We start from the raw sequence: 20650 nt of genomic DNA on the forward strand, positions 1-20650 counted from the left end.
CCTATTAGGGGCGTAGTTCAATTGGTAGAGCACCGGTCTCCAAAACCGGGTGTTGGGGGTTCGAGTCCCTCCGCCCCTGCCAGAAAACGATCCTTTGCTTCGGCAAAGGATTTTTTTTTGCCTTAAAAAAGGCAAAAAAGAAGAACCAGCTAAATCTAACTGGCCTCATATCTTCCCTGTTTGTTTCCCTGCCTGCCAATCTCTCTAGCTGTTTTGCCTGACCAGAATCGGGAATTTAAGCAACTGACGGATATGCGCCTGCTGATCGCTGTTCTGCAACCAGACAGCATAGAGCGGACGAACGGCGACGGGCGTATCCGGTATCACCATCAACTCACTGTAAACACTCTGCCAGAAGTCGGGCAGGAACGCGCACGCTCCGGTGGTATGCAGCAGCTCACGGGTGACGTGTGCCGACGTGGTGGTCAGTACTGGCACATCATCAGCCCCGGAAAGGTAGCTCTGATGCTGATGAAAATCTGCTCCCCACTCCAGCTTAATGTAATCATATTTTTCGCGCTTCTCGCTTTGCCGGGCGCAGAACAGCGCCAGTGAGATATGACCAATCTGCTGGCTGGTCAACTCATCCATCTTGGGCGCTTCGGTGGTAATCAACAGATCCAGCTGGCGCTCATGGAGCTGCTTAACCAGCAGATGTCGCTGTGCCACGCGCGCTTCTAAATGCAGGCTCTCCCGATTCTCATACAGCGTCTGTAGCCACGGTGTCAGATAAGCCTCCCATAGCGATGCACTGGCACCGATTGAAAGCTCATGATGCTGCTGCGTGTGAGAAACCTCCTTTTTCGCCATCATCCAGGTGCTCATCAGGCTCTCAGCATAGGGAAGCAGGCGCTCTCCGGCCGCCGTCAGACGTATGTTGTTGCGATGCCGTGTAAAAAGGTTAACGCCAAGCTGATTTTCTAACTGGCGGATGCGAAAACTGACAGCAGATTGCGTGAGGTAAAGTGCTTCTGCAGCACGCCCGAAATGGCGTGTTCTGCTCACTTCCAGGAAAGTTTTCAGTAATTCCGTATCCACAGCGTTCTCCCAAAAAATGTTTGTCGTATAGATTTAAATGTTTTGTTTTACACTCTGTCAAGCCTATCTAATACTCCGCGCCATTAACAGCACGGCATTAGAAAATCAGGAGCGTGTAACATGGCGGAAAGCTTCTCAACAGAGAATCGTTTCTTTGATAACAAACATTACCCGCGTGGTTTCTCACGCCACGGTGACTTTACTATTAAAGAAGCTCAGCTTCTTGAACGCCACGGTTTCGCCTTTAATGAGCTGGATTTATCAAAGCGTGAGCCTGCAACCGAAGAAGAACGTTTGTTTATTGAAGTGTGTCGTGGCGTGCGTGAGCCGCAAACGGAAGCCGAACGTGTATGGTCTAAATATATGACCCGCATCAAGCGTCCTAAGCGTTTTCATACGCTGTCTGGCGGTAAACCGCAGATGGATACCGTTGAAGACTTTTCCGACAGCGACGATTAACAGAGAAGGGGCGAAAGCCCCTTTTTTACTGCAGGCTGTTATGCAGATGAATCATTAATCGATCAATCGTGCGATAACTGACTGCTTCCTGAAGATGATATCGGCGAATCTCTTCATCCCCCGCCAGATCGGCCACGGTGCGCGCCACTTTCAAAATACGCTGCCAGGCACGTACAGATAAACCCAGTTTATCCAGTACTGACTCCAGCCACTCCGCATCTTTTTTAACGGGCTGACACCAGCGCATAATCTCTGCATTGCTTAAATGCGCATTTATTTTACCTGCGCGGGCGAGCTGAATCTCACGCGCCGCGACCACCCGATGACGAACCCGCTCAGACGTTTCTGCTGCAGGGCGTTGACCACTAAGCATTCCACCCGGCAACAGCGGCACCTCCAGCGAAAGATCAAAACGATCAAGAAAAGGGCCGGATAGCTTGCTGAGATAACGCAGCACCTGCTGAGGTGAGCAGCGGTTATGCTGTCCCTGATAATGTCCGGTTGGGCTTGGGTTCATCGCAGCAATCAGCTGAAATCGCGCAGGATAGGTGACTTTTGCGCGGGCACGGGAAATAGCGATGATGCCCGACTCTAAAGGTTCACGCAGAGAGTCCAGCACCTTGCGATCAAATTCCGGTAACTCATCCAGAAACAGCACGCCGTTGTGCGCGAGTGAGATCTCACCAGGCCGTGGCAGCGATCCGCCCCCAATCAACGCATAGAGAGACGCGCTGTGATGAGGTGACCTGAAAGGCCGGGTACGCCACTGTCGGTGCAGGGTACTGCTATTGTTCACCAGGCTGGCGATTGCCGCGCATTCCAGTGCTTCCTGATCGCTTAAAGAAGGCATGATGCCGGGCAGCCGGGTGGCGAGCATAGTTTTGCCCGTGCCAGGCGGCCCAATCAGCAACAGGTTATGCCCGCCAGCCGCCGTAATCTCCAGTGCTCTGCGTCCCTGTTCCTGACCAATGATATCCGCGAGATCATCTGTAGGCGCGTCGCCCTGATGATCGGGGGATTGGGCTGTCCGTAATGTGAGTTCATTGCGCAGAAAGGCGCACACGTCGCTGAGATGAGAAGCAACCAGTGACGATCCCTGACGGATGAGTCCGGCATCCGCCTGATTCTCCGCAGAGAGAACCAGCTGTCGTCCAGCCTGAATGGCTACCATGGCCGCCGGAATCGCGCCCTGTACACCGCACAGTGCGCCGTCGAGAGCCAGTTCACCCAGAAACTCATAATGGGTCAGCTTGTCGGCAGGAAGCTGCTCAGAGGCGACCAGAATGGCAATCGCCATAGGCAAGTCATACCGCCCGCCTTCCTTGGGGAGATCTGCTGGTGCCAGATTGATGGTAACGCGCTTTGCCGGGAAGGTGAAACCGCTGTTGATGATGGCGCTGCGTACCCGTTCACGTGCCTCTTTCACCGTCGTTTCCGGCAGACCGACCAGCGTTAATGCAGGCAGGCCGTTACTGATATGCGCCTCAATAGTCACCAGTGGGGCTTCTACGCCCAATGCTGCCCGGGTCAGAACTTTTGACAATGACATACTCGCTCCTTGTTGCCGTCAGTCTGGTGACAGCGTTCAGGAAAAGCGAGGGCATTATCAGCACGATTCGGGCCATCGCACACACCATCAAATCTTTTTTCATGGCTTTTTAAAACGCTGCGCGACAGCACGCAAATTCATCAAAATATCATTACGTCACTAAAGTGATGAATAATTATCATCATGTAATTATTTCTTGTATTACAAATTGATAGGTTGAGATTTATCGTCACGCGCTCAAAAAAATCTGCAAAAAAAGTTGTGTCATACCCCCTGACTATGATAACTCTGTAGGCATTACTTCGAACACGAAAAAGAATTGAACAACCTATGAAAGCCCTTCTACAAGTGATTAGCCTGGTCGTGATTAGCGTGGTGGTGGTTATTAACCTACCGTGCGGGGCAACGCTTGGAGAAAGAAAGGCTTAAAAATCAAGCCTCGAATCCGAAAAAACCTCCGCACCGAAAGGTCCGGGGGTTTTTTTTCGACCAGAGGAAATATCAGTAAATCCACAAGGAACAAACAATGAACAGTAGCATAAAATTCTGTTGTTCCGGTCAGGACACAGGAGAATAGCGATGACAGGTGCACAGTGGGTAGTTCAGGCTTTACGCGCGCAGGGTGTTGATACCGTATTTGGTTACCCAGGCGGCGCAATCATGCCGGTATACGACGCGCTATACGATGGCGGCGTGGAACACCTACTGTGTCGTCACGAGCAGGGCGCTGTGATGGCGGCTATCGGATATGCACGCTCAACCGGTAAAACCGGCGTCTGCATCGCCACCTCGGGTCCTGGCGCGACGAACCTGATCACGGGTCTGGCAGATGCCATGATGGATTCGGTGCCGGTCGTGGCAGTGACTGGTCAGGTTACCTCTGCCTTCATCGGCACCGATGCATTTCAGGAGATCGACGTACTGGGACTTTCGCTGGCCTGCACCAAGCACAGCTTCCTGGTGACATCGCTGGATGAGCTGCCGGCCATCATGGCGGAGGCTTTTGCGCTGGCGCAGTCAGGCCGTCCGGGTCCGGTCCTGGTTGATATCCCCAAAGACATTCAGATTGCACAAGGTGAACCCACCCCGCATCTGGTCCCGGTAGAAGAGACCCATGCGCTGCCGCATCAGGCGATTCACGCAGCACGAGCACTGATGGCGCAGGCCAGAAAACCGATGCTCTATGTTGGCGGCGGTGTTGGTCTGGCGCAGGCGGTTCCGGCACTGTGGGCGCTGGCAGAAGAAACCGGCATTCCGGCTGTTGCCACCCTGAAGGGGCTGGGCAGTGTGGATCCACACAGCAACGTCTATCTGGGCATGCTGGGGATGCACGGCACCAAAGCTGCTAACCTGGCCGTGCAGGCGTGTGACCTGCTGATCGCAGTGGGAGCCCGTTTTGACGACCGTGTCACCGGCAAGCTGGATACCTTTGCACCGAACGCCAGCGTGATCCATCTTGATATCGATCCTGCTGAGCTGAATAAATTACGCCGCGCTCATGTTTCTCTGCAGGGCGATCTCAACGAACTGCTGCCCGCTCTGAGCCAGCCTTTGTCTATCAGCGCCTGGCGCGATGAGGTGCAGGCACTTAAAGCCAGCCACTCATGGCGCTATGATCACCCGGGCGAGGCGATTTATGCGCCGCTGTTGCTGAAGCAGCTTTCCGATCGCAAACCGGCCAATGCTGTTGTCACCACTGACGTTGGTCAGCACCAGATGTGGGCGGCGCAACACATGGCATTCAGCGCGCCGGAGAACTTCATCACCTCCAGCGGGTTAGGCACCATGGGGTTTGGTTTACCTGCTGCCATTGGCGCACAGGTTGCGCGCCCGGATGATACGGTTATCTGTGTCTCCGGCGATGGCTCCATCATGATGAACATTCAGGAGCTGGGTACCATCAAGCGCGGCAAGCTGCCGGTCAAAATTGTACTGATGGATAACCAGCGTCTGGGCATGGTGCGCCAGTGGCAGCAGCTCTTTTTTGAGGGGCGCTACAGTGAAACCAACCTGTCCGACAATCCCGACTTCCTCACGCTGGCCAGCGCGTTCAACATTCCCGGCCAGCGCATTACCCGAAAAGATCAGGTCGACGCCGCCCTTGATGCTCTGCTGAACAGCGAAGGTCCTTACTTCCTGCATGTTGCAATTGCTGAGCATGAAAACGTCTGGCCACTGGTACCGCCGGGTGCCAGCAATGCAAACATGATGGAGAAAACCGTATGAACCAGCATCAATTGTCTATCGAAGCCCGTTTCCGCCCTGAAATATTAGAGCGCATTTTACGCGTCGTGCGTCATCGCGGTTTTCAGGTCTGTTCTATGAACATGGCCTCAGTCGCCAACGCAGAAAACATTAATATTGAAATGACCGTTGCCAGCCAACGCTCCGTCGATTTACTGTCTTCGCAGTTAAGCAAATTGATCGACGTTGCATGCGTTCAGATTCAACAACAGACAACACAACAAATCCGCGCGTAGCCGCGAGAGGGAATAACAATGAGCACGAAGAAAGCAGACTTTATTTGGTTCAATGGCGAGATGGTTAAGTGGGAAGAGGCGAAGGTCAGCGTCATGTCCCACGCGTTGCACTACGGCACGTCGGTATTTGAAGGCGTCCGCTGCTACGACTCTCACAAAGGACCGGTTGTGTTCCGCCATCGTGAACACATGCAACGTCTGCATGACTCCGCCAAAATCTACCGCTTCCCGATTAAAAGCAGCGTTGATGAGCTGATGGAAGCGTGCCGCGAAGTCATCCGCGTGAATAAACTGAAAAGTGCTTATATCCGTCCGCTGGCCTTTGTTGGCGATGTGGGCCTGGGCGTGAACCCGCCAGACGGCTTCACGACTGACGTGATCATTGCAGCGTTCCCGTGGGGCGCGTACCTGGGCGCTGAAGCGCTGGAAAACGGCATCGATGCGATGGTCTCTTCATGGAACCGCGTTGCGCCAAACACCCTGCCAACCGCTGCTAAAGCTGGTGGTAACTACCTTTCCTCTCTGCTGGTGGGCAGCGAAGCTCGTCGTCATGGCTATCAGGAAGGCATTGCGCTGGACACCAATGGCCTGATCTCTGAAGGTGCGGGCGAAAACCTGTTTGAAGTCAAAGATGGCGTGCTCTTTACTCCGCCATTCACCTCTTCGGCACTGCCGGGCATCACCCGCGATGCCATCATCACGCTGGCGCGTGACATGGGCATTGAAGTGCGTGAGCAGACCCTGTCGCGTGAATCTCTCTATCTGGCCGACGAAGTCTTTATGTCTGGCACCGCCGCAGAAATTACACCGGTGCGCAGCGTTGACCGCATTCAGGTGGGCGAAGGCAAATGTGGCCCGGTCACCAAACGCATCCAGCAGGCCTTCTTTGGTCTGTTCACGGGTGAAACCGAAGACAAATGGGGCTGGTTAGATCCGGTCAACCCATAATCAGATACAGCGCGGGCGTCATCTGACGTCCGCGAGCGAATTCTTACTGGAGTAAATAGAGCATGCCTAAGTACCGTTCCGCCACTACCACCCACGGCCGCAACATGGCGGGTGCCCGTGCCTTATGGCGCGCGACAGGAATGACCGACGACGATTTCGGCAAGCCGATTATCGCTGTGGTTAACTCATTCACCCAATTTGTACCGGGCCACGTTCACCTGCGCGACCTCGGTAAGCTGGTCGCTGAGCAGATCGAAGCGGCTGGTGGTGTGGCTAAAGAGTTCAACACCATTGCGGTGGATGACGGTATTGCCATGGGGCATGGCGGCATGCTCTATTCACTGCCTTCGCGTGAGCTGATTGCTGACTCAGTCGAGTACATGGTTAACGCGCACTGCGCCGACGCCATGGTCTGTATCTCCAACTGCGACAAAATCACCCCGGGGATGCTGATGGCGTCTCTGCGCCTCAATATCCCGGTGATCTTCGTTTCAGGCGGCCCGATGGAAGCCGGTAAAACCAAGCTTTCTGACCAGATCATCAAGCTGGATCTGGTGGATGCGATGATTCAGGGTGCCAACCCGAACGTCAGCGACGCCGACAGCGAGCAGATCGAACGCTCTGCCTGCCCGACCTGCGGCTCCTGCTCCGGTATGTTCACCGCTAACTCGATGAACTGCCTGACTGAAGCTCTCGGTCTGTCGCAGCCTGGCAACGGTTCACTGCTGGCTACCCACGCCGACCGCAAAGAGCTGTTCATCAATGCCGGTAAGCGCATCGTCAGCCTGACCAAACGTTACTACGAGCAGGACGACGTCAACATGCTGCCGCGTAATATCGCGACCAAGGCTGCTTTTGAGAACGCCATGACGCTGGATATTGCGATGGGCGGCTCGACCAACACCGTACTGCACCTGCTGGCGGCAGCCCAGGAAGGCGATATCGACTTTAATATTTCTGATATCGACCGCCTGTCACGCAAAGTCCCTCAGCTCTGTAAAGTCGCGCCAAGTACGCCGAAATACCACATGGAAGATGTGCATCGTGCGGGTGGCGTCTACGCGATTCTCGGCGAGCTGGACCGCGCCGGTCTGTTCGACAGCAGCGCCCGTAACATCCTGCAGCAGACAATGCGTGAAACGCTGGATCAGTACGACATCATGCTGACCAACGATCAGGCGGTAAAAGATATGTTCCGCGCTGGCCCGGCGGGTATCCGCACCACCCAGGCGTTCTCACAGAGTTGCCGCTGGGACACGCTGGATGATGACCGTGCTGAAGGCTGCATCCGCACCCGTGAAAACGCCTACTCGCAGGATGGTGGTCTGGCCGTGCTTTACGGCAATATCGCCGAAGATGGCTGTATCGTTAAAACCGCAGGCGTCGACAAAGAAATCCTGACCTTCACCGGTCCGGCCAAAGTTTATGAAAGCCAGGATGATGCGGTAGAAGCGATTCTGGGCGGCAAAGTGGTGGCAGGCGATGTGGTGGTCATCCGCTACGAAGGGCCAAAAGGCGGGCCGGGCATGCAGGAAATGCTCTATCCGACCACCTATCTGAAATCGATGGGTCTGGGAAAAAGTTGCGCCCTGATCACCGACGGTCGTTTCTCTGGCGGCACCTCCGGCCTCTCTATCGGCCATGCTTCGCCTGAAGCGGCAAACGGCGGCACCATTGCGCTGGTGAAAGATGGCGACACCATTGAGATCGACATCCCTAACCGCGGCATCAGACTCGCTGTGCCGGATAACGAACTGCACGCCCGCCGTGAAGAGCAGCAGGCACGTGGCGATGCGGCATATACGCCGGTCAATCGTCAGCGTGAAGTCTCCTTTGCGCTGCGTGCTTACGCCTCACTCGCGACCAGTGCTGACAAAGGTGCCGTCCGCGATAAGAGCAAGCTGGGAGGCTAAAGATGGCCGAGTCTCAACCGCTACCTGACGCGCCTTGTGGCGCGGAATATCTGCGCGCAGTGTTGCGTTCACCGGTGTATGAAGTCGCACAGGTGACGCCGTTGCAGGTTATGGAAAAAATTTCATCGCGTCTCGGCAACACCATTCTGGTGAAGCGGGAAGATCGCCAGCCGGTGCACAGTTTCAAGCTGCGCGGTGCCTACGCGATGATTGCCGGTCTGAACGAAGAGCAGAAAGCGCGCGGCGTGGTGACGGCGTCAGCCGGTAACCATGCGCAGGGCGTGGCGCTCTCGGCCACGAAGCTGGGCATCAAATCCCTGATTGTGATGCCGCTGGCAACAGCAGACATCAAGGTTGATGCGGTGCGCGCATTTGGCGGTGAGGCGTTTCTGTTTGGTGCCAACTTTGATGAGGCGAAAGCTAAAGCGATAGAGCTCGCTGAACAGCGCGGTTATACCTTCGTGCCACCGTTTGACCATCCTGCCGTGATTGCCGGACAGGGTACGCTGGCGATGGAGCTGCTGCAGCAGGATGCGCATCTCGATCGGGTCTTTGTGCCGGTTGGCGGCGGCGGTCTGGCAGCCGGTGTTGCCGTGCTGATCAAACAGCTGATGCCACAAATCAAAGTGATTGCGGTGGAGTCAGAAGACTCCGCCTGCCTGAAAGCGGCGCTGGACGCCGGTCATCCGGTCGATCTGCCGCGTGTCGGGCTGTTTGCCGAAGGGGTGGCGGTCAAACGGATTGGCAGCGAAACCTTCCGGCTCTGTCAGGCCTACATTGATGACATCATCACCGTTGACAGCGATGCGATTTGCGCTGCGATGAAGGACCTGTTTGAAGATGTCCGTGCGGTGGCGGAGCCCTCTGGCGCACTGGCGCTGGCGGGCATGAAAAAGTATATCCAGCAGCACGAGATCAAAGGTGAGCGGCTGGCGCATGTGTTATCCGGGGCCAACGTCAATTTCCACGGCCTGCGTTACGTCTCTGAACGCTGCGAGCTGGGCGAACAGCGTGAAGCGCTGCTGGCCGTGACGATCCCCGAACAGCAGGGCAGTTTCCTGCGTTTCTGCCAGACGCTGGGCGGACGTTCCATCACCGAGTTCAACTACCGCTACGCCGATGCGGACAAAGCCTGCATCTTTGTCGGCGTCCGTCTGACCCGTGGTGTGGAAGAGCGCAGCGAAATCATCAGCGAGCTCACGCATGGTGGTTATCAGGTGGTGGATCTTTCCGATGATGAGATGGCGAAACTGCACGTGCGTTATATGGTGGGCGGACGCCCCTCTAAGCCGCTGCGTGAACGCCTCTTCAGCTTTGAGTTTCCGGAGGCACCCGGCGCGTTGCTGAAGTTTCTGCAAACGCTGGGCACCCACTGGAATATCTCGCTGTTTCACTACCGCAGTCACGGCACCGATTACGGGCGGGTGCTGGCGGCTTTTGAACTCGGCAGCGATGAACCACGTTTCGAGGAGCATCTCACCGATCTGGGTTACGACTTTCATGACGAAAGCCAGAACCCGGCGTTCCGCTTCTTCCTGTCAGGCCACTGATTACAGCTGGCTCCAGAAAGCACTGATCAGCGGCTCTCCGAGCCGCTTTTTTTGCACGCAGATGCCGAGTTCGAACGGCGCGACCGATTCCACATTCTCCAGCATCAGCACGCGGTTACGCACCGGATCCGGGCTGTTCTCCAGCACGACATCCGGCAACAGGGCAATACCGCATCCCAGCGCCACCATTGAGACAATCGCCTCATGACCCGATACCGTAGCGTAAATCACCGGATTCGGGATGCGCTGGCGGCGGAACCAGAGATCGATACGTCGCCGTGCCGGTCCCTGCACCGGCAGGATAAACGGAATGTTTGACCAGTCGGGCTGTGGCTGTGTGGCCTGGGTGCGAACGGCACAGGGCAGTGCGGGCGCAATCAGCACCAGCGGGATCAGCCCCAGTGGCATAAAATCAATGCTGGCGGGCAGGGTTTCAGGACGTCCGGCAATCGCCAGATCGGCATCACCGGAGTGCACTTTTTCCACCGCATCCGCGGCATCGCCGGTATCCAGTTTGATTTCTACCTGCGGATGTTCAGCGCGAAAGCGGTCGAGAATGGGGGGCAGATGGCTGTACGCCGCCGTCACCGAACAGAACAGGCGCAGCTCGCCGCTGAGCGACGGGCCGTTAAGATCCATGACATGACGCAGTTGCTGGTACTGTAACAGCGTCTGCTGAGCAAACTGGCGCAGCCGTTCGCCCGCTTCCGTCAGCGTCACGGTGCGGTTATCACGCAGAAACAGCGCATGGCCGACATCTTCTTCAAGCCGCTGGATCTGGCGTGACAGCGTGGAAGGGCTGACGTGCATCGCACGCGCAGTGCGCCCGAAATGGCAGCTTTCTGCCAGATGAAGAAACAGTTTCAGATCCCGTAAATCCATGTTCGCGTCGCCTCTGAGTGGTGTTGCATTTATTGCAATGTGACGTTGTTAATATATCAATTTAAGCAACAGAATTCCTGTCATATGATGGGGTCATTCGCGGCGCTGCATGATACGCCGTTCCTGAACAAAAAAAGCAAACACAACCTTACCGGAGTACCCATGGCTAACTATTTCAACACATTGAATCTGCGCAACCAGCTGGCGCAATTAGGCAAATGTCGTTTCATGGCACGTGATGAATTCGCAGAGGGTGCCAGTTTCCTGAAAGGCAAAAAAGTCGTTATCGTTGGCTGTGGCGCACAGGGCCTGAATCAGGGTCTGAACATGCGTGATTCGGGTCTGGATGTCGCCTATGCACTGCGTGCCGAAGCGATTGCGGAAAAACGCCCTTCATGGCGCAAAGCGACCGATAACGGTTTCAAAGTAGGCACCTACGAAGATCTGATCCCTCAGGCTGACCTGGTGGTTAACCTGACGCCAGACAAGCAGCACTCCGCTGTGGTTCAGGCTGTTCAGCCGCTGATGAAAGATGGCGCTGCGCTGGGCTACTCGCACGGTTTCAACATCGTTGAAGTGGGCGAAAGCATCCGTAAAGATATCACCGTAGTGATGGTGGCACCGAAGTGCCCGGGGACTGAAGTGCGTGAAGAGTACAAGCGTGGCTTTGGTGTGCCAACGCTGATCGCGGTTCACCCGGAAAACGATCCAAAAGGCGAAGGCATGGCGATTGCTAAAGCCTGGGCAGCCGCAACCGGCGGCGATCGTGCTGGCGTACTGGAGTCCTCTTTCGTTGCAGAAGTGAAATCTGACCTGATGGGTGAGCAGACCATTCTGTGCGGTATGCTGCAGGCCGGTTCACTGCTGTGCTTCGACAAGCTGGTGGCGGAAGGTACTGACCCGGCTTACGCAGAAAAACTGATCCAGTTCGGCTGGGAAACCATCACTGAATCACTGAAGTTTGGTGGTATCACTCTGATGATGGATCGCCTCTCTAACCCGGCGAAACTGCGTGCTTATGCGCTGTCTGAGCAACTGAAAACCATCATGGCACCGCTGTTCCAGAAGCACATGGATGACATCATCTCCGGCGAATTCTCTTCCGGCATGATGGCTGACTGGGCCAACGATGATAAAAATCTGCTGACCTGGCGTGAAGAGACCGGCCAGACTGCGTTCGAAACTGCCTCTCAGTATGAAGGCAAGATCGAAGAGCAGGAATACTACGACAAAGGCGTGGTGATGGTTGCGATGGTTAAAGCGGGCGTTGAGCTGGCGTTTGAAACCATGGTTGACGCTGGCATCATCGAAGAGTCTGCTTACTACGAATCACTGCATGAGCTGCCGCTGATTGCGAACACCATCGCCCGTAAGCGTCTGTATGAAATGAACGTGGTTATCTCTGATACCGCCGAATACGGTAACTACCTGTTCTCCTTCGCGGCGGTGCCGCTGCTGAAAGAGTTCATGACCACGCTGCAGCCAGGCGATCTGGGTAAAGCGGTTGAGGGCACGCAGGTCGACAACGCGCAGCTGCGTGACGTCAACGAAGCGGTTCGTCAGCACCCGATTGAAACCGTTGGCCGCAAGCTGCGTGGCTACATGACCGACATGAAGCGTATCGCTGTCGCGGGCTAATAACCGGCAACACAGTTTTCAGCAAAACAAACCCCGGCTTGCCGGGGTTTTTTGTCTGTGAACACTGCCTGCACTGCCTGCCTGTATCGCTGTGAGACAGAGCCTGCACAGGCAACACGGTCAGATCGGAAAGGCGCTTAAGCCAATCCCTGGCCGCTCGTCCCGCGCGATTACGCACCTCATCCCTGAGGTGCGCCCGTAAACGGGCCAACGCTTTGCGTTGTTCAAAAACGCTCCCGGCGTTTTTGTCCCAGACGCGGAACGCTTTCCTCTTCTGACCGTGTTCCTTGTGTCCTTAAGCTTCTTCATTGCTGCGAATATCACTAGCCTTTAAACGCGATTCAGCTTTTTTCGAACAGACAACTAATCCACTTAAAGCGATGGGAGCATACGCCTGTAGCAAAGCATCGCGGGCCATGGATGGCCCGCGCTGAGCCCGCCATGGATGGCGTCTTTCGCGTCTTTGCGGAGGGCGTATGCTCCCTGAGCATGCTGGCTAATCTCAAGGCGATTGTTTTTGCCCTTTGGGCAGCACTTCTTCGCCGTTAGGGGCGATGTATATTTCCTGAATAGCCTTAGATTGACTAAACCCAACCCATAAAAAAACCCGGCATCTGCCGGGTTTCACTGACCATCATCCAACTGGATTAAACGTCATACAGCGTCTGGTGACGCGTCTCTTTACAGGCCAGCAACGCAATCAGCGTCAGCACCGCCATCGACGCCAGATACAGCCCCACCGCCTGCAGACCATAATTAGCATTCAGCCAGGTCGCGATGTAAGGCGCAACCGAGGCACCCAGAATCGAGGAGAGATTGTACGAGAACGATGCGCCGGTATAACGCACTTCCGTCGGGAACAGCTCCGGTAATAGCGCGCCCATCGGGCCAAACGTCAGCCCCATAATGCTCAGGCCCAGCAGCAGAAACGCCATGACCAGCGCCTGCGAGCCGGAACCGAGCATTGTCGGGAACAGGAACGAAAACGCGATAATCATCAGCGTAATGGTAATCATCGTCTTGCGACGACCAAAGCGGTCGGCCAGCAAACCGGCAATCGGCACCATCACGCCAAAGCCAATCACCGCCAGCATCAGCATCCACAACATGCTGTTACGCGGAATACCCAGACCCGCTGGCGCTGGCGTGGTGCCGTAGCTCATTGAATAGACGGTCATGATGTAGAACAGCGTATAGGTCGCCAGCATGATAAAGGTGCCGAGAATGGTGGCGGTAAGATGCTTGCCCAGCAGCGCCGCAATCGGCACGCGAACCTGCTTCTTCTCTTTCTGCACTTTGGCAAACACCGGGCTCTCATGCAGCGACACGCGCACATACAGACCAATCAGCACCAGCACGGCAGAGAGAATAAACGGCACGCGCCAGCCCCACTGCATAAACTGCTCGTCGGTCAGCAGCCAGGAGAGCAGCAGAAAAGTCCCGTTCGCGAAGAAAAAGCCAATCGGTGCACCCAACTGAGGGAAGGAGCCGTAAAGTGCACGCTTCTTCGCTGGCGCATTTTCCGTCGCCAGTAGCGCCGCACCACCCCATTCACCACCGAGCCCCAGCCCCTGGCCGAAACGCGCCAGCGCCAGCAGCAGCGGTGCCAGCACGCCGATTGTCTCATAGCCTGGCAGCAGGCCGATCACCACGGTGGAGATCCCCATGGTCAGCAGCGAGGCAACCAGCGTGGCTTTACGGCCCACGCGGTCGCCAAAGTGACCAAACACCGCAGAGCCAATCGGACGCGCAATAAAGGCGATAGCGAAAGTCGCCAGCGACTGAAGTGTGGCGACGGTAGCATCACCCTGCGGGAAGAAAATGTGCGGGAAAACAATCACCGCAGCCGTGGCATAAATATAAAAGTCGAAGAACTCGATGGCCGTGCCGACCAGCGAGGCAATCACCACTTTACTGCGTGAGTTAACCGGCGTGGGATCCTGCTGTTTGTCGAGTGTGTCTGTGAGGGAGGCTTGCATAACTGTTTCTTATTTGTAAATACAGACAAAGAATCTTACGCATCTGCCAGAGCGCATTCAATGATGAAAACCCGCGCCGCGTCTGGCTTCGGCGGGCAAAAAGAGGATAATTTCTGTGGTGCGACGAATGCCGGGTGATACCGGGGTAAAGCGGGCGATATGTGGCGGGATACTCTAAGAAAGGGCTAAATAAAAGTGACCCCTCAGCTATTCATCCTGTTATCTGGTGAAAAAATAGACGAGGGGTGACATTTTCCGCTGTTGTTAACGGATTACGAGGCTTTGTGGCGGGACGCGCTGCCCGCTTCGGGCATCTGTGGGTCATCTTTATATTTAGCCGTGGCAATCCACGCTGCACAGAACAGCGTCAGACGGGCGAAGAAATAGAAAAATGCCATCAGGCCGAGCACGGAACCAAAGGCCGCACCGGAAGGCGAGGTCGCCAGCTTCGGCAGCGTCAGCGTCATCACAAACTTGATCACCTCAAAGCCGATTGCCGCCAGCAGCGTGCCGCGGAACAACGCTTTCTTGCGCGGCTTATGGCGCGGCAGAATCCAGAAAATCCAGAGAAACAGCAGGTAGTTCGCCATAACAGAAATCGAGGTTGCGATAATGGTCAGGGCAGGCCGTAACCAGTCGATGCCATCCAGTCCCAGCGCACTCACGATGGTCGCCTGCGCAGAACCGGCCACTGAGGTCAGCGACAGCGTAATGACCAGCGCCAGCATCAGGCCCGTCAGCGACAGGAAATCGCGGATATAGCGCTTCCAGATCTTCTCTTCGTCATCCGGTTTGCGTTCCCACACGTCGCGTGACTGAGCGCGAATCGCTTCACGCAGGTTACCCATCCAGTTAAGACCGGAATAGAGCGCCAGAAGTAAACCCGTAATACCCACGGTGGCACGCTGCTGGATGGCGGTATTCACCGTATTCTTCAGCGTGGTTGCCAGCGTCGGGTCACTGATGCTGCTGACGATTTTGTTAATGATGTTGGTCAGCAGATCCGGATTCGATGCCAGCACAAAACCCACGGCGGCAAACGACACCATCAGAATGGGGATCAGCGATAAAAATGAGAAATAGGTAATCGCCGCACCAAACTGACTGCCGAGCCGGTCATTAAAGCGGTCCAGAGCGCGAATAAAATGCGCCACCGCCGGAATAGACTGAAACCAGGTGGCGAAGCGCGACACGCGAACAATCGACTCATCCACGGTGTGATTGCCGGTTTTAATATCGATAAGCGGCTTTTGTGGCTGCGTATCCTGCGGATTTTCCTGCTTGTCTGTCATAGACCTTCACTGTCCTGTTTATCATTAAAATCAAAGTATAGCCGCTCAGGTGACGTACTCCTGCAACACCTGACTCAGCCACTCCATAAACACCCTTACGCGACGGGCCACATTGCGCCGGTGCGGATAGAGCAGATGGATTGGCATGGGTCTGGCGGGAAAGCGATGCAGCACTTCCACCAGCTCGCCCCTTTCCAGTAATGTCTGAATCCCGGCGGCTGGCACCTGAATAATCCCCAGCCCCGCCAGGCAGGCGGCGCGGTAGGTTTCAGTGCTGTTTACCGTCACCACGCCGCCGGTATGAACATAGTGGCACTGCCTGCCATCAAAATATTCAAAACCGGGTGAGGCCTGGCCGAGCTGCTGGCTGTAATGCACCATCGCATGCTGCGACAGCTCTTCCAGCCGGATCGGCATACCAAAACGTGAAAGGTAGCCAGGGCTGGCGCAGTTGATCAAGGTATGGGTCCCGATTTTCCGCGCAATCAGCCCCGAATCTTTGAGCTCGCCAACCCGAATGACGCAGTCAAATCCTTCCCGGATCACATCCACCTGACGGTCGCTGCTGCTCAGCTCAATCTCGACGCCCGGGTAGTGCTGCAAAAATTCCGGCAGTCTTGGCAGGATAAAACCGGTGGCCATTGCCACTGACATATCCACCCGGAGTTTACCGCTGAGCGAGGCGGGCTCGTGCTGGAACAGGCTGTCCATATCGTCAATCATCGACAGGAGATCCAGGCAGCGGTCGTAATAGACCAGGCCATCCTGAGTAAGTTGCACCCGGCGCGTGGTGCGATGCAGCAAACGCGTTGCCATTTGATTCTCCAGCGCCTGGATCTGTCGCGATACGCTGCCCTTTGGTACGCCTAAACTCTCTGCTGCACGGGTAAAACTGCCCATTTCGGCCACCCGCACAAACACCTGCATTGCGTGAATTTTGTCCATGTTGTTCACCGATTGTTGTTTTTATTGAAACAGTGATGCGCGTTTAACCCTGTTTATAGATCAATAAATCGCGAATATCCTTAATCTGTGTTCAATTTTTCAACAGGTGTGAGAGATGAATCAGAAAGTAGCGTTAATTACCGGTGGAAACCGTGGTTTAGGCCGCAATGGCGCGTTAAAACTGGCGGCAAGAGGCACAGATATCATCCTGACTTACCGCAGCCATGCCGATGAGGCGCAGGCGGTTGTGAAAGACATTGTGGCGCTGGGAAGGCGTGCCGTCGCGCTGGCGCTGGATGTCGGCGAAACCGGTCAGTTCGATCGCTTTGTTGAAGAGGTAAAAGAAGCCCTGCAACAGCAGTGGCAGCGTGAGCGTTTTGACTATTTAGTGAACAACGCCGGACACGGCCACTACAAGCCGTTTACCGACACCACCGAAGCGGAATTTGATGCGCTGGTGAATGTGCATTTCAAAGGGCCTTACTTCCTGACCCAGAAGCTGCTGCCGCTGATCAACGACGGGGGGCGCATCCTGAATATTTCCAGCGGTCTGACCCGTCTGGTCTATCCCGGTTCCGCAACCTATGCGTCGATGAAAGGGGCGATGGAAGTCCTGACGCGCTATCAGGCGAAAGAGCTGGGTGAACGGCGCATTCGCGTCAATATCCTGGCACCTGGCGCGATAGAGACTGACTTTGGCGGAGGCCGGGTACGGGATACCCGTGAGATCAACGATCAGATTGCCGGACTGACGGCGCTGGGCCGGGTCGGGCTGCCGGATGATATTGGCGATGCCATCAGCGCGATTCTCAGTGATGAAACCGGCTGGATCACCGCGCAGCGTATTGAAGCGTCAGGCGGGCAGGGAATTTAACGGCGGGCGGCGTCACGGTCAGACACGCCGCTGACGCCACTGAATTTACAGCGTAATGGTGCCGTCGATGACGGTCACGGTATTGCCGCCAATCCAGATGGTTTCACCGGCAAAGGTCACATTCACCCGACCCGCACGCTGCAGAGCCGTTCCCTGACGAACGCGATAAGCCGTGGTTTGTCCCGACGCGGCAATGTAACGCGCCAGGCAGGCGTTGGCGCTGCCGGTAACCGGATCTTCGGTCAGGCTGCCATTCTCCACCAGCAGGCCCCGTACTTCATACTGCTCAGGCTCGCCTGCTGGCAGACGGCCAAAGGGCATGATGCCTGAGACACCTGCCTGTTTAATCAGGCGCTGCAATTCACTCACATCGGGCTGCAGCGCCAGCACGGCTTCGGCGCTGATCATCGGCACCAGCAGCCAGCGGATGCCCATATCGACCACCGTCGGGCTTTGTGTCAGATCGAACGCATCGCTGTTTAAGGCGTCTGCCATCAGCGCATCCTGCCAGGATGTCAGGGTGGCAGCGGGTGCCGCAAACGCCAGTTCACCTGCCTCGCCCATCTTCACCGTCACGTTACCGACGCCGCACTCCTGTACGATTTCACCCGGCGTCCGGGTTGGCCAGCCCGCCTCCAGCAGCGCGTGGGCCGTGCCCAGCGTCGGATGACCGGCAAACGGCAGTTCCCCTTCCACGGTAAAAATCCGCACCCGATAGTCTGCCTCCGCATGCTGAGGCGGCAGGACAAAGGTGGTTTCCGACAGGTTAGTCCAGCGGGCAATCGCCGCCAGCTGGCTGTCGCTTAACCCCTGAGCATCCATAATCACCGCCAGCGGGTTGCCGTTAAAGGCTGATGAGGTAAACACATCGACTTGCTTAAACGCGACCTTCATTGTGACTCCTTGCTGATTGGGTTTTGTGTGGCCTTTTCTCTGCCGAATGATTGCTTATAACAGCTAACAGCGTTATCAATAAGTTAAAGATTTTACCGGAGACTGTGAATGCTAACGATCCTGGGGCGCGCCTCCTCAATCAACGTGCGCAAAGTATTATGGCTGTGTGATGAGCTTGACCTTGATTACCAGCGCGAAGAGTGGGGCGATGGTTTCCGCTCAACGCACCTGCCGGAATTTATGGCACTTAACCCGAATGCGATGGTGCCGGTTCTGAAAGATGATGACTTTGTGATGTGGGAATCCAATTCCATTCTGCGCTACCTGGCAAACGCCTATGGCGGCGAGTGGCTCTATCCTCTGCATCCGCAGACGCGTGCGCCTGTCGATCAGTGGATAGACTGGCAGGCCACTGAACTCAATACCTCATGGCGTTACGCCTTTATGTCGCTGGTGCGAAACTCGCCGGCCCATCAGGACCCGCGTCTGCTGGCGGCGGCCAGCAAAGGCTGGGCGCATACCATGAGCATTCTCAACCAGCAGCTGGAAAAAACCGGTCGCTACGTTGCCGGACGCAATTTCACGCTGGCAGACATTCCGATTGGCCTGGCGGTGAACCGCTGGTTTGAAACGCCGCTTGAACATCCCGACTATCCGGCGGTGCGCACCTATTATGAGCGTCTGACGGAACGTCGTGGCTATACCGTCTGGGGCCGCAACGGTACACCCTGAGCTTCACCGGACGGCACGCCCGCCAGTTCACAGGCGACCTCGCCCGCGCGCTGAATCGCCCGGGTGTAGCGCGCATCAAACGGATAGCAGCAGGAGAGACGCAGCGCATGGTTGTAGCGTTCACTCAGCGAATAGAGCGCGCCGGGCGTGACGCAAATCTGCTCCTGCAGCAGCCGATCAAACATCCCGGTGGTGTTCACGCCGCCGGGTAACTCAACCCAGAAAACAAACCCGCCACGCGGCAGCGTTGCGCGGGTTCCCGCCGGGAAGTAGCGTGCGATAAGACCCCGCGCCTCATCCAGATTGGCCGCATAGCGACGACGCAGGGTGCGCAGATGGTGGTCGTAACCGCCGGACGCCAGAAACTCCGCCAGCGTTTCTGAGAGCAGGGCGGATTCGGCCATCGACGACACTGCTTTCAGCCGGGCAATCGCGTCATGAAAACGACCGGCGGCGGTCCAGCCAATACGGAAATCGGGTGCCACGGTTTTGGTGAAGCTGGTGCAGTAAATCACCCAGCCATCGTGATCAAAGGCTTTGACGGGGGGCGAGAGCGGCCAGTCGAACTGCAGTTCGTCATACAGTCCGTCCTCAATCAGTGGAACGTGGTAAGTATTCACTAACCTGGCAAGCCGCTTCTTGTTCTCCAGCGACATGCCACAGCCCAGCGGGTTCTGCACGCTGGGCATCGCAATCAGCGCCTTGATTCGTTGCTCCTGCAACAGCATCTCCAGTGCATCCAGCGACAGGCCATGCTGCGGATCGGTAGGGATTTCCAGCGCCTTCAGGCCCAGTGAAGCCAGCAGCGGGAAGAGGAAGAAGTAAGTGGGCGACTCCAGCCCCACACAGTCGCCGGGCTGCGTCACCGCCCGCAGCGCCAGCTGTAGCGCCTCCATACAGCCGTGGGTCAGGGTGATGTCATCCGCGGTGAGTGTTTGCCCGGCATGCAGCGCCCGTCGCGCAATCTCCTCCCGTAAGCGCTCACTACCGGGCGGAAGCGCATAACACCCGATGATGTTGGGATGACGACGCAGCAGTGAGGCGGTAATCCGGGCGATACGCACCGCCGGAAACAGCTCGCTGTCCTGCGGGCAGGCCAGCGAAATATTGGTGTAGTCAGGATGATTCTGCGCCGCAAACACCTTGTCGATCAGGTCGAGCTTGCCGCTGCCGGGGTCGCGTACCCGGGTCTTATGCTGACCGTGTCGGGTTACGGCGGGCAGCACGCCGCGCACGTAATAGCCCGACTGGGGACGCGCCTCAATCAGCCCGCGATCTTCCAGCAGCTGCCAGGCATTAAGCACCGTATTGACGCTGACCTGATGTGACTGCGCAACGCGGCGAATCGCGGGCAGGCGTTTGCCCGGTTTCAGCGTGCCCTGATGGATGGCCTCAGCGAAGCTGTCTGCCAGCTGCTGATAGAGCGGCTGATCGGACGTGGGAGCAAGGGACACAGTAGCCTCCGGTGTGGATGGGT

The 20650-nt window shown here is 56.3% G+C and carries 18 protein-coding genes and 1 tRNA gene; 11 read left to right on the forward strand and 8 right to left on the reverse strand.

Going from position 1 to position 20650, the window contains the following annotated elements; translation table 11 throughout:
* Positions 1-6: 6 nt before the first annotated feature.
* Positions 7-82 (forward strand) — tRNA-Trp (locus tag N5J69_RS17330).
* Between the two features lie 122 nt (positions 83-204).
* On the opposite strand, the gene hdfR is transcribed toward N5J69_RS17330, so the two are convergent.
* The gene (hdfR, locus tag N5J69_RS17335) at positions 205-1038 is read right to left on the reverse strand and encodes an HTH-type transcriptional regulator HdfR (protein ID WP_010253571.1); all 834 of its coding nucleotides are present in this window, start codon (positions 1036-1038) and stop codon (positions 205-207) included.
* 120 nt (positions 1039-1158) lie between these two features.
* On the opposite strand from hdfR, the gene N5J69_RS17340 reads away from it, so the two are divergent.
* A complete protein-coding gene (locus tag N5J69_RS17340) occupies positions 1159-1497 on the forward strand; it encodes a DUF413 domain-containing protein (RefSeq protein WP_098052058.1) in 339 nt (112 codons plus the stop codon).
* Between the two features lie 25 nt (positions 1498-1522).
* Here the strand turns inward: N5J69_RS17340 and N5J69_RS17345 are convergent, their stop codons facing one another.
* Positions 1523-3046, reverse strand: coding sequence for a YifB family Mg chelatase-like AAA ATPase (locus N5J69_RS17345; RefSeq protein WP_279771824.1), 1524 nt, complete (start codon positions 3044-3046; stop codon positions 1523-1525).
* A 330-nt stretch (positions 3047-3376) separates the two neighbouring features.
* Here N5J69_RS17345 and ilvL point away from each other — a divergent pair, with 330 nt between their 5' ends.
* The 6 genes from ilvL to ilvA all read left to right on the forward strand — a co-directional run bounded on the left by ilvL (position 3377) and on the right by ilvA (position 9937).
* Entirely contained in the window at positions 3377-3475 is a 99-nt protein-coding gene (gene ilvL, locus N5J69_RS17350) for an ilv operon leader peptide (RefSeq protein WP_072101316.1), read from the forward strand.
* Between the two features lie 150 nt (positions 3476-3625).
* Positions 3626-5272 carry an acetolactate synthase 2 catalytic subunit gene (gene ilvG, locus N5J69_RS17355; RefSeq protein ID WP_279771825.1) on the forward strand — a complete coding sequence of 549 codons (1647 nt, stop codon included), beginning with the start codon at positions 3626-3628 and terminating at the stop codon, positions 5270-5272.
* Positions 5269-5526 (forward strand): acetolactate synthase 2 small subunit, encoded by a 258-nt coding sequence (gene ilvM, locus N5J69_RS17360; RefSeq protein ID WP_008926359.1) that lies wholly within the window; start codon positions 5269-5271, stop codon positions 5524-5526. Before ilvG ends, ilvM begins: the two co-directional genes overlap by 4 nt.
* Positions 5527-5544: 18 nt before the next feature.
* Positions 5545-6474 (forward strand): branched-chain amino acid transaminase, encoded by a 930-nt coding sequence (locus N5J69_RS17365; protein WP_150015862.1) that lies wholly within the window; start codon positions 5545-5547, stop codon positions 6472-6474.
* 62 nt (positions 6475-6536) lie between these two features.
* Positions 6537-8387, forward strand: coding sequence for a dihydroxy-acid dehydratase (gene ilvD / locus N5J69_RS17370; protein ID WP_279771826.1), 1851 nt, complete (start codon positions 6537-6539; stop codon positions 8385-8387).
* A 2-nt stretch (positions 8388-8389) separates the two neighbouring features.
* Entirely contained in the window at positions 8390-9937 is a 1548-nt protein-coding gene (gene ilvA, locus N5J69_RS17375; RefSeq protein ID WP_279771827.1) for a threonine ammonia-lyase, biosynthetic, read from the forward strand.
* Here the strand turns inward: ilvA and ilvY are convergent, their stop codons facing one another.
* Complete coding sequence (gene ilvY / locus N5J69_RS17380) at positions 9938-10819, reverse strand: HTH-type transcriptional activator IlvY (protein ID WP_279771828.1); 882 nt, start codon at positions 10817-10819, stop codon at positions 9938-9940. It abuts the gene before it with no gap.
* A gap of 162 nt (positions 10820-10981) precedes the next feature.
* Here ilvY and ilvC point away from each other — a divergent pair, with 162 nt between their 5' ends.
* On the forward strand, positions 10982-12457 hold the full coding sequence (gene ilvC, locus N5J69_RS17385; RefSeq protein ID WP_090967030.1) for a ketol-acid reductoisomerase: 1476 nt from the start codon (positions 10982-10984) through the stop codon (positions 12455-12457).
* 647 nt (positions 12458-13104) lie between these two features.
* On the opposite strand, the gene N5J69_RS17390 is transcribed toward ilvC, so the two are convergent.
* The 3 genes from N5J69_RS17390 to N5J69_RS17400 all read right to left on the reverse strand — a co-directional run bounded on the left by N5J69_RS17390 (position 13105) and on the right by N5J69_RS17400 (position 16673).
* Positions 13105-14436, reverse strand: coding sequence for an MFS transporter (locus N5J69_RS17390; RefSeq protein ID WP_279771829.1), 1332 nt, complete (start codon positions 14434-14436; stop codon positions 13105-13107).
* A gap of 272 nt (positions 14437-14708) precedes the next feature.
* The gene (gene yhjD / locus N5J69_RS17395; protein ID WP_279771830.1) at positions 14709-15728 is read right to left on the reverse strand and encodes an inner membrane protein YhjD; all 1020 of its coding nucleotides are present in this window, start codon (positions 15726-15728) and stop codon (positions 14709-14711) included.
* Positions 15729-15773: 45 nt separating this feature from the next.
* Entirely contained in the window at positions 15774-16673 is a 900-nt protein-coding gene (locus N5J69_RS17400; RefSeq protein ID WP_279771831.1) for a LysR family transcriptional regulator, read from the reverse strand.
* A gap of 115 nt (positions 16674-16788) precedes the next feature.
* Between N5J69_RS17400 and N5J69_RS17405 the strand changes: the two genes are divergently transcribed.
* Positions 16789-17547: an SDR family oxidoreductase gene (locus N5J69_RS17405; RefSeq protein ID WP_279771832.1), complete on the forward strand. Its 759-nt coding sequence runs from the start codon at positions 16789-16791 to the stop codon at positions 17545-17547.
* 45 nt (positions 17548-17592) lie between these two features.
* Here the strand turns inward: N5J69_RS17405 and N5J69_RS17410 are convergent, their stop codons facing one another.
* Complete coding sequence (locus N5J69_RS17410) at positions 17593-18441, reverse strand: PhzF family phenazine biosynthesis protein (protein WP_279771833.1); 849 nt, start codon at positions 18439-18441, stop codon at positions 17593-17595.
* A 108-nt stretch (positions 18442-18549) separates the two neighbouring features.
* Between N5J69_RS17410 and N5J69_RS17415 the strand changes: the two genes are divergently transcribed.
* Positions 18550-19173: a glutathione S-transferase gene (locus tag N5J69_RS17415; protein ID WP_279771834.1), complete on the forward strand. Its 624-nt coding sequence runs from the start codon at positions 18550-18552 to the stop codon at positions 19171-19173.
* Here the strand turns inward: N5J69_RS17415 and N5J69_RS17420 are convergent.
* On the reverse strand, positions 19140-20627 hold the full coding sequence (locus N5J69_RS17420; RefSeq protein WP_279771835.1) for a PLP-dependent aminotransferase family protein: 1488 nt from the start codon (positions 20625-20627) through the stop codon (positions 19140-19142). The genes N5J69_RS17415 and N5J69_RS17420 overlap by 34 nt on opposite strands.
* Between the last annotated feature and the right edge of the window lie 23 nt (positions 20628-20650).

The sequence above is a fragment of the Pantoea sp. GD03673 genome (assembly GCF_029844725.1).
In the GTDB taxonomy this organism is placed as follows: Bacteria; Pseudomonadota; Gammaproteobacteria; order Enterobacterales; family Enterobacteriaceae; genus Pantoea.

Bases quoted from the DNA above. Each gene is read 5' to 3' on its own strand.
- N5J69_RS17340 (WP_098052058.1), top strand. From the start codon at position 1,159: ATGGCGGAAAGCTTCTCAACAGAGAATCGTTTCTTTGATAACAAACAT.
- N5J69_RS17345 (WP_279771824.1), bottom strand. From the start codon at position 3,046: ATGTCATTGTCAAAAGTTCTGACCCGGGCAGCATTGGGCGTAGAAGCC.
- ilvL (WP_072101316.1), top strand. From the start codon at position 3,377: ATGAAAGCCCTTCTACAAGTGATTAGCCTGGTCGTGATTAGCGTGGTG.
- ilvG (WP_279771825.1), top strand. From the start codon at position 3,626: ATGACAGGTGCACAGTGGGTAGTTCAGGCTTTACGCGCGCAGGGTGTT.
- ilvM (WP_008926359.1), top strand. From the start codon at position 5,269: ATGAACCAGCATCAATTGTCTATCGAAGCCCGTTTCCGCCCTGAAATA.
- N5J69_RS17365 (WP_150015862.1), top strand. From the start codon at position 5,545: ATGAGCACGAAGAAAGCAGACTTTATTTGGTTCAATGGCGAGATGGTT.
- ilvD (WP_279771826.1), top strand. From the start codon at position 6,537: ATGCCTAAGTACCGTTCCGCCACTACCACCCACGGCCGCAACATGGCG.
- ilvA (WP_279771827.1), top strand. From the start codon at position 8,390: ATGGCCGAGTCTCAACCGCTACCTGACGCGCCTTGTGGCGCGGAATAT.
- ilvY (WP_279771828.1), bottom strand. From the start codon at position 10,819: ATGGATTTACGGGATCTGAAACTGTTTCTTCATCTGGCAGAAAGCTGC.
- ilvC (WP_090967030.1), top strand. From the start codon at position 10,982: ATGGCTAACTATTTCAACACATTGAATCTGCGCAACCAGCTGGCGCAA.
- N5J69_RS17390 (WP_279771829.1), bottom strand. From the start codon at position 14,436: ATGCAAGCCTCCCTCACAGACACACTCGACAAACAGCAGGATCCCACG.
- yhjD (WP_279771830.1), bottom strand. From the start codon at position 15,728: ATGACAGACAAGCAGGAAAATCCGCAGGATACGCAGCCACAAAAGCCG.
- N5J69_RS17400 (WP_279771831.1), bottom strand. From the start codon at position 16,673: ATGGACAAAATTCACGCAATGCAGGTGTTTGTGCGGGTGGCCGAAATG.
- N5J69_RS17405 (WP_279771832.1), top strand. From the start codon at position 16,789: ATGAATCAGAAAGTAGCGTTAATTACCGGTGGAAACCGTGGTTTAGGC.
- N5J69_RS17410 (WP_279771833.1), bottom strand. From the start codon at position 18,441: ATGAAGGTCGCGTTTAAGCAAGTCGATGTGTTTACCTCATCAGCCTTT.
- N5J69_RS17415 (WP_279771834.1), top strand. From the start codon at position 18,550: ATGCTAACGATCCTGGGGCGCGCCTCCTCAATCAACGTGCGCAAAGTA.